The organism is Streptomyces sp. NWU339 (genome assembly GCF_003143855.1).
Classification (GTDB): domain Bacteria; phylum Actinomycetota; class Actinomycetes; order Streptomycetales; family Streptomycetaceae; genus Streptomyces.
This window is the reverse complement of the sequence record NZ_QFRK01000127.1, coordinates 1-7,089: the sequence shown is the minus strand read 5'-3', so window position 1 is coordinate 7,089 and position 7,089 is coordinate 1. Positions and strand designations below refer to the sequence as shown.

The window sequence follows — 7,089 nt, the reverse complement described above, 5'->3', positions numbered from 1 at the left end:
GGTTCACCCGGTGTCCGAGCCGACGCAGCCCGGCGTGGATGCGCGGCACCCCGTAGGTGGCTTTGGAGGCGACGTGCAGCACGGTGATCTCGTGGGCCAGGGCGTCATCGGCGGCCTTCCTCGCCGAGCGCGTCTTCTCGCCGGCCGGCCACGCGTAGAAGGAGGAGCGGGCCACCTTCAGCAGCCGGCACAACAGAGCAACGTTATGGGTGGTCTTCTCCGCCTCGATGAACGCGTACACCTCGTTCATCGATCGCTCTCCTTCGCGAAGAAGACCGCCGCTTTTCGCAGCACCTCGATCGTCTCGGCCTGCTCGGCGGCCAGCCTCCGCGGCCGGCGCAGCTCTTCGCGCTCGGCCGTCGTCAGCTCGCCCGGCGCCCCCTGCCCGCGGTCGATCGTGTCCTGCTTGACCCGGTTCCGCAGTCCCTCGGCGCTGACCCCGATCTCCCGGGCCACCTCGGTGACGGTCTTCCCCGAGGAGCGAACGAGCGCGACCGCGTCCCGTTTGAACTCCTCCGTGTACCGCCTGCTGCGGTTGCTCTTGCTTCCCACCCGGCACTACTTCCTCTGGAACCTCACGTCCCAGTCTCCAGGTGTCCACGATCAAGGGGAAGGTTCACGCTTGTTCGATGCATGGTTGAGGAAACGCCGGATGCGATGCGACTCGTTCGCCCCAAGCGCATCACTGCCCTCTCGACCAATGATTCTCGCCTGAATCGCTGCGACGCAGGCCGACAGAGACTTGGTCAACTCGCCAGCCATGCGGGCCAGTTCCTCCGGCCCTTCAAGCTCGACGGCAGTCTGAGCATCGACCAAATCCCCTCGAACCAACCTGCGGGTCTCGTCAAGAGCTCCGCGCAGCCCGTCGAGATCATGGCCTGGCCTGGCTAACTCAGCTTTGACACCGCGCAGTGCCTCATAGACCTCATCAGCTTTGACCGTGAAGGCGGCATAAGCATCACGGCGCAGCTGGCGACGCCAGTGACGATGCTCAGCTCGCACCTGCCGCTGCCCCGCTATCCCGGCAATGATCGCTGCCAGGGTTGTTCCCACTACTCCCACCCCGGCACCCAGAACCGCTGAAGTCCCCGCATCCACAAGAAGAGGGTGCCAGTAAGACTCTTTGAGCGCTCGTGAACCTCAAGAACGGTTCAGTCACAGCCACACAAAACGTCCAGATAAGGGCTCACGTGGGACCAGAATAGTGGAGTCAGGCCGCGCCGGTCGGCGGGCGTGAGGAGGTCGGCCCACTCCGGTTCGCCGAGGATGTCCTGGAGCATCAGGGTGTTCACGAAGACCAGGGCGGACTGGAGGATCCGCAGGCACAGGACGAACATCTCCTGCTCGTCGGCGGCTCGAGGTGATCTCTCCGCCTTTGCCGTACGCGATGACGGAGTTGGCGCCGTTGGAGGACTCCATGACGTTCAGGCCCTCCTCGATTTCCCGCTGCAGGTCGCGCAGCCGCAGGTAGCGGGCGACGAAGATGGTCTTCTGGGCGCGGCCGACCTCCAGCATGGCCACGTAGGTAGGGTGGGAGGCGTTGCGGGTGAAGCGGCGCAGTATCGCCTCGGCCGACGCGGTCCGGGTACGGATCGCCGTCGCATACTTGGTCATCTGGTCGTACTGCTGGGCGATCAGTTCCCAGCGGATCGGGCGGGTCAGCGCCGGGGCGAGCCGCGGGTAGGCGTCCGCCTCGCCGGCCACGGGCCGGTACAGCTTGACCTTGTTGATCCGCTTGATGCGCGGCAGCAGGTCGAAGTTCAGTAACCGGGTGATGCCGAACCCGATCTCCGACTTTATGTGGACAGTTCAAGTTGATCATGTCTCCGGTGTGTCGTGCGGTTCGTTGACCGGTTGGCCGAGGTCGGCCAGGAGTCTCTCGATGCGCTCGCTGGTGCAGCGATGGCGTTCGACCTCACGGTCCCAGCCGCGTTCGGCCGCGTCGCGGGCGAGGGCCAGCTGGCAACCGCCATGACGACGTGGTGCGACACCCATGAGATGGCCGTGGCCGTCTGCCCCGAGCTGGGCCCGTACTGCCCGGGAGGGCTGGCGCATCAGGACGGCGAGAAGGGGCGGCCGGGACCGTGCACGGGTCGGGAGAACTCCTGCCGGTGCATGTGCCCGGCCTGCTATGGCGACACCCTCGACGTGTGGGGCTTTGACGGCGACTATTGAGAGGGCGGGGCCCGGTGTACTCCCCGGGTGGCCCTAAGCCCTTCCTCGGTGTTACAGGCCGAGCCAGTGGGCGATGACTTGGACGAGTACACCCGTCACCACGCTGGATGCGACCTTCGTGGCTCCGCGACGAAGGCGGAACCACTGGTGCTGCTTCTCACTGTTCAAGGAACTTCCCCTCTCAACTGGCCAGTCCCCGGCTGAGCCAGGGGCCGGTGAGCTTGAGAAAGGGCCTGGGCGTCACCTTACCGGCCCACAGCCGTCGGCCGGTAGCGGAACGGGCCGACCCACTCTGACCACACCGCCGGCGAAACGGAGCCCCTCCGGCTGCCCACGACCTACTTTGCGACTGGTGTCTGGGCTAGGATTCCAGGGCCGCCTTCTCGTGGTAGCCGAGAGCATCAGCGACGACGGGAGCAGGTAGTTCGAGGAGCTGCTATTGGATGGCGGCACCGCGGGTGGCCGCAACGGGGACTCCGATCTCGCCCAGGAGCGCGGACAGGTGGTCAAAGCGGGCTGGCTGGCCTGCAGGGCGCGGGCATGTGATGCAAAGGCGTGTCAGGGGCGCGCGGTCCGTTCTCAGCGCCCGTCGCGCCGGCATCAAGCGGGCGTGACCGAGTCAGCATGGTGACGACGAGTGCCGAGCCACCACTTCGAGTGAGTCCACAGGCCGTCGTTCCGTTGGCCTGTCCTCTGTCGGCACGTTCACAAGCTGCTGCAGGCGCCGAACTGCTCGCGGCAAACACGCGCCGTTCGGCACTGAGGGGCGTGCCCCGGAACCAGCCGACGTTGTGACGAGCAGCCCGTCGATCTGTCAGCACTCGCCGAGCGCCTCGACGAGAGCCTGTTCGCCGTCGAGTACCCGCCAGCGCTCGAGGACGGCAGCGTCGTCGACACCGAAGTTCGTCGACAGCTGATCGTGCCGTTCGGCATGATGTGCCTAATCGCTGACCAGCACGGATGTGGCCTGGGCTGAACCGTTCCGGGGCCGGAAGATGGCGTGAGCCCCGCGCTCGTCCTGGCAGCCGTGTGATCGATGGGCAACCATTCCCGCGACCCGATGGTCATGTTCGTGACACCCGCGTACCGGGTGGGCAACGTCAGCTGCGCCTCGGGACGTTCCCGAGGCGCTGGAACATGGGGGAAACGCCTTCATGCATCACCGCACCACCGTCGTGGCAGGTTTCGCCGGGGCCCTCGCCCTGTCCGCGCTCACCACCCCGGGGGCCGCCCAGGCGGATGTCTTCTCGGGCGACATCAGGATCACGAAGGTGGTCGTCAACAAAGGGAAGGACATCGTCCTGGGGACCACGGACGTGAAGACGTTCACCATCGCGGTGACCGCCACGGACGACTCGGGCATCGAGACCGGAAACACCTTCCCGGTCATGTGGCACACGCCCCTCCCGAACGGCGACTACTACGGTCTCGTGGGCCCCGACGACGTCGCGGGCAAGTGCGTGCGTCAGAGCTTCACCAAGACCACCTGCACCCACGCGCTGAAAATCAACCCGCGCATCCACCCCCAGGACAACACCACGGCCGGGACCTGGACCGTGAGCGCCCACGTCCTGGCCAACGACGGTGACTACCTCACCAAGGATTCCGCCGCCAAGGCGAAGGTCCTGCGCAACTCCAGGCTGACGGTCAACGCCTCGCCGGAACCGGTGAAGAAGAACAAGACGATCACCGTCACGGGCAAGTTGACCCGCGCCAACTGGGAGACCTACAAGTACGCCGGCTACACGAACCAGGCGGTGAAGCTGCAGTTCCGCAAGAAGAACTCCAGCACCTACACCACCCTCAAGACCCTCAAGACCAACTCGACGGGCAACCTGAAGACCACGGTCAAGGCCTCCGTCGACGGCTACTACCGCTTCAACTTCGAGGGCACCTCGACCACCCCGGCCGTCAAGGCCGCCGGTGACTTCGTCGACGTGCAGTAAGCAACGATGAAGCATCCACGGCGCCGGGTCCCCTCAGCCGAGGCCCGGTGCCGTGTTGTCTGCGAACGGCCCGGCGTTCGGAACAACAAAGGGCCGGCCTGGGAGGAAACCCCTTCTGACCCTGCTGTCGCTGGCTCTTACAGATCCCACTCGTCGGCCAGCAGCCCCAGGAGCCGCTGCTGCCGCTTCTGCAGCAGTTCCGGCACCCACTCCTGGTGCTGCAGCACCTGGCTGGTCAGGGCGAACGTAGAGACGCCGTGCCTGCCGGTGAAGTACTTGGCCTTCTTCTCGGTGAAGTCGTAGTTCTGGGCGTAGGCGTTCTTCGTCCGGTTGAGCAGGACGAGGTTGCCCAACCGGTGCGTCCATTCCCCGCGCTGCTCGTCGGTGAAGTGCCGCAGCCACTGCGACCCTTGTTTCGGGTTCTGCGGTAGCACGTGCTCGACGGTAATCAGGGCGTGGTCGTACGAGACCCCGGGCTTTCCGGCCAGCATCTCGTCCAGGCGCAGCAGAATGTACTTGCGGGTCCTGGTGACGAGGTAGATGTCGCCGTCCAGGCGCGCGAGTGTCTCGGCCTTCTCCGCATCCGTCAGGGCAAAAGATGTCGCGTCCAGGCCCTTACCGGCGTCGAGTTCGCGCAGGAGGTCGGCATAACGCGTGACGCGGGGAGTGGTGTAGACGCGACGGACGAACATGCTGGCCGCCAGCCGCTCCAGTGCGCCGAAGAACTCGTCGAGCCAGGCAGGGTCGTCACCGTGGTTACGCAGCGCCCACAGGGCCGCGGGCCGCCAGTCGTTGTTGTCGACCTGCTGGAGGCGTTTGAACCAGGCGTTGACCTGCTCCGCTCCGGAGGGCGCCGAGTAGCTGGCGTCGCGGATCTGCACGTAGGCGTCCGCGTACGGCACGACGACGTCGTTGACGAACGACTCGGCCTTGCCGGGCAGGTAGTGGCTGAGCACCTGCTCGGGAAATTCTTTGAGCAGTTCCCGCTCTGCCCGCTTCATGGCGAACACCATGCGCAGGTGGAGGAAGAGGTCGGCGAAGTCGTCTCGGCCGAGGGCCTCCTCCGCGTCTTCCCACTTGCGGGCGCACTCCTCCGAGGTCTTCTCGTCCAGAGGACCGATGATGTGCGACTTGAAAATGTCCGTGGGCGAGAGGTCCATGCCTCGGGAGTTCATGACGCTGAAGATGCGGTGCGCGCTGTCCAGATCGGGGGTGCTGACGATGACCAGGAAGGTGCGCTCGCCAAGCATCTGCACGAGATCCAGCCGGCGCTCCTCCGACCAGTCGGCGAGTATCGCGTGCAGTGCCTTCGCGTTGCGCAGGACGGCCTTCTGCGCGTCCGTCGGCAGCGCCTCCTCCTTCAGGGTCCGCAGTGCCTCGGTGGCTCCCTTTGTCTGGACGTACTGCTGGAAGAAGCCGGCGTCGCGGAACCGCAGGGTCACCCTGGGCTTGGGCGCGAGCCTGCGAACCTTGTTGCCAGGCTCTGTGACCAGTTTATCGAGATCGTTGCCCAGATCCGGGTCCTCCGTCAGGTCGCGAAGGAGGGCGAGCAGGATGGTCAGGGTGGTGAGACGCTGCTGGCCGTCAATGACCTCGGCGGGCGCGTTGCCCTTGGCCTTGACGAGCACGATGGAACCGAGGAAGTACGGCTCGTCCGTCCCCCTGTCCAGCGACTCCTCCAAGTCGGTGAGCAACTGGACGGCCTGCTCGGTGTCCCAGGCGTACGGCCGCTGGTAGTCCGGGATCTTGAAGTCGTAGTCGCTGCTGAACACCTTGTGCAGGGACACTTCCTGCGCCTCGAGTTGCTGCATGCCCCAATGATGTAGGAGCCGTTGACGCTGTGTCCCAGGAGTCCTGCGAGCTTGGCTTGGGACCCAGGGGGCGCTTCGGGTCGTCTCCTGCAGGTCGGTCGGGCCTTCTTGTCGAGGAGGCCCGAGACCCTGAGCGGTAGGACACCGAACTTCCGCGTACGTGTCCTGTCGGACACCACGGCAGCCGCCCTGTCCTGGGTCCGTGGCTCAGTCGACGGTGAGGGTGCGTCGTAGCGGGGCGGTGGCGACGCGGATCCAGGCCAGTGCGCACTGCAGGGCGGCCTCCTCGCGCGTCTTGTACGGACCGCTGGCAGCGAGGGAATCGGCGAGGCGGTTTCCAGCCGTTGCGCCCGGTCCGGCCGGTACCGCCGTACGACGGCTCCACGTAGCCCAGCACCGTGCCGTCCTCGGCGATCAGGTTCCATCGGTGGGTGTCGCGGTGGTCCGCGCCCTTGACCAGGCGGGCGCTGTCCGCGACGGCGCGGGCCGCCTTCTGCGACAGCCGCTTGCGCCGGGCCGGTGCCGGCTTCGCCGGTGCGCCGGCAGGCTGCGGGGAGGACGGCACCGAATCGTCACGTGACGGTCCTGGGTACGGAGCCTGCACCTCGGGACGCGACGGGGCTGGATCGGCGGCCAGGCCGATGACGGCAGCGGTTGGGGCCTCAAAGCGATGGTCCGGGATGCCGTACAGGGCCTGCGCGGCCGGGGCGGCCTGCCGCGCGCGGGCCGCCAGGACGACCGGGATCCGCGCCACGACCCCGAGGTCGACGCCGTCGGCGGGCAGCCCGGCGGTCAGGGCGCTGGCCAGCCGCCGGGCGGCGCCGGCCAGAGTGTCGGCCAGTTCCATCGCGGGCACGTCCGCGTACGCCTCCAGCAGCTCCCGCTCCTCGCCGGGGACCATCCGGTGTTCCTGGGGCGTGAAACTGGCGACCTCGCGTAATCGAGAGTCGCGTATTCCTTGGCCGGTGAGGGCTCGTGGTCACCGTGAGTGGCCGTGGGGAGCGTAGCGACTCCAGGCTTCTCCGGCTTCTGCGACGAGGTGGGCGTTCAGGCCACTGGGCGGATCCGACCACCGGTTGCCTGTTGCAACGCGGCCTCCAGTCGGTCGCGGGCCTCGGTCTGGGCGGCGATCCGTTCGTTGAGGACCGCCAGCCGTT

Annotated in this window: 7 protein-coding genes and 2 pseudogenes; 3 read left to right on the top strand and 6 right to left on the bottom strand. The window is 66.7% G+C overall.

The features are described 5' to 3' along the window. The 4 genes and pseudogenes from DIZ27_RS43870 to DIZ27_RS43860 all read right to left on the bottom strand — a co-directional run. Positions 1 to 250, bottom strand: a 250-nt coding sequence (locus tag DIZ27_RS43870) for an IS3 family transposase (protein WP_146229148.1), incomplete at its 3' end; no start/stop codon positions are given. Beyond that, a complete protein-coding gene (locus tag DIZ27_RS43865; RefSeq protein WP_109383840.1) occupies positions 247 to 552 on the bottom strand; it encodes a transposase in 306 nt (101 codons plus the stop codon). The genes DIZ27_RS43870 and DIZ27_RS43865, both read right to left, overlap by 4 nt. A 51-nt stretch (positions 553 to 603) precedes the next feature. Then, positions 604 to 1,053, bottom strand: a complete 450-nt coding sequence (locus tag DIZ27_RS45475) for a hypothetical protein (RefSeq protein WP_146229147.1) — start codon at positions 1,051 to 1,053, stop codon at positions 604 to 606. Positions 1,054 to 1,151: 98 nt separating this feature from the next. Further along, a pseudogene (locus tag DIZ27_RS43860) lies at positions 1,152 to 1,740 on the bottom strand (Tn3 family transposase). A 114-nt stretch (positions 1,741 to 1,854) separates the two neighbouring features. Here DIZ27_RS43860 and DIZ27_RS46425 point away from each other — a divergent pair. Both DIZ27_RS46425 and DIZ27_RS43855 read left to right on the top strand, forming a co-directional pair. Beyond that, entirely contained in the window at positions 1,855 to 2,175 is a 321-nt protein-coding gene (locus tag DIZ27_RS46425; RefSeq protein ID WP_181384024.1) for a hypothetical protein, read from the top strand. A 1,154-nt stretch (positions 2,176 to 3,329) separates the two neighbouring features. Then, the gene (locus DIZ27_RS43855) at positions 3,330 to 4,121 is read left to right on the top strand and encodes a calcium-binding protein (RefSeq protein ID WP_109383839.1); all 792 of its coding nucleotides are present in this window, start codon (positions 3,330 to 3,332) and stop codon (positions 4,119 to 4,121) included. A 137-nt stretch (positions 4,122 to 4,258) separates the two neighbouring features. On the opposite strand, the gene DIZ27_RS43850 is transcribed toward DIZ27_RS43855, so the two are convergent. Next, positions 4,259 to 5,932, bottom strand: coding sequence for a DUF262 domain-containing protein (locus tag DIZ27_RS43850; protein WP_109383838.1), 1,674 nt, complete (start codon positions 5,930 to 5,932; stop codon positions 4,259 to 4,261). Between the two features lie 670 nt (positions 5,933 to 6,602). Between DIZ27_RS43850 and DIZ27_RS43845 the strand changes: the two genes are divergently transcribed. Beyond that, positions 6,603 to 6,872: a hypothetical protein gene (locus tag DIZ27_RS43845; protein ID WP_109383837.1), complete on the top strand. Its 270-nt coding sequence runs from the start codon at positions 6,603 to 6,605 to the stop codon at positions 6,870 to 6,872. A gap of 107 nt (positions 6,873 to 6,979) precedes the next feature. Here DIZ27_RS43845 and DIZ27_RS49150 read toward each other — a convergent pair. After that, positions 6,980 to 7,089 (bottom strand): annotated as a pseudogene (locus DIZ27_RS49150) (MerR family transcriptional regulator); the annotation flags it as partial.

What these genes read in the sequence shown, in the direction of transcription:
- DIZ27_RS43855 (WP_109383839.1), top strand. Translation starts at nt 3,330, where the DNA reads ATGCATCACCGCACCACCGTCGTGGCAGGTTTCGCCGGGGCCCTCGCC.
- DIZ27_RS43850 (WP_109383838.1), bottom strand. Translation starts at nt 5,932, where the DNA reads ATGCAGCAACTCGAGGCGCAGGAAGTGTCCCTGCACAAGGTGTTCAGC.
- DIZ27_RS43845 (WP_109383837.1), top strand. Translation starts at nt 6,603, where the DNA reads ATGGTCCGGGATGCCGTACAGGGCCTGCGCGGCCGGGGCGGCCTGCCG.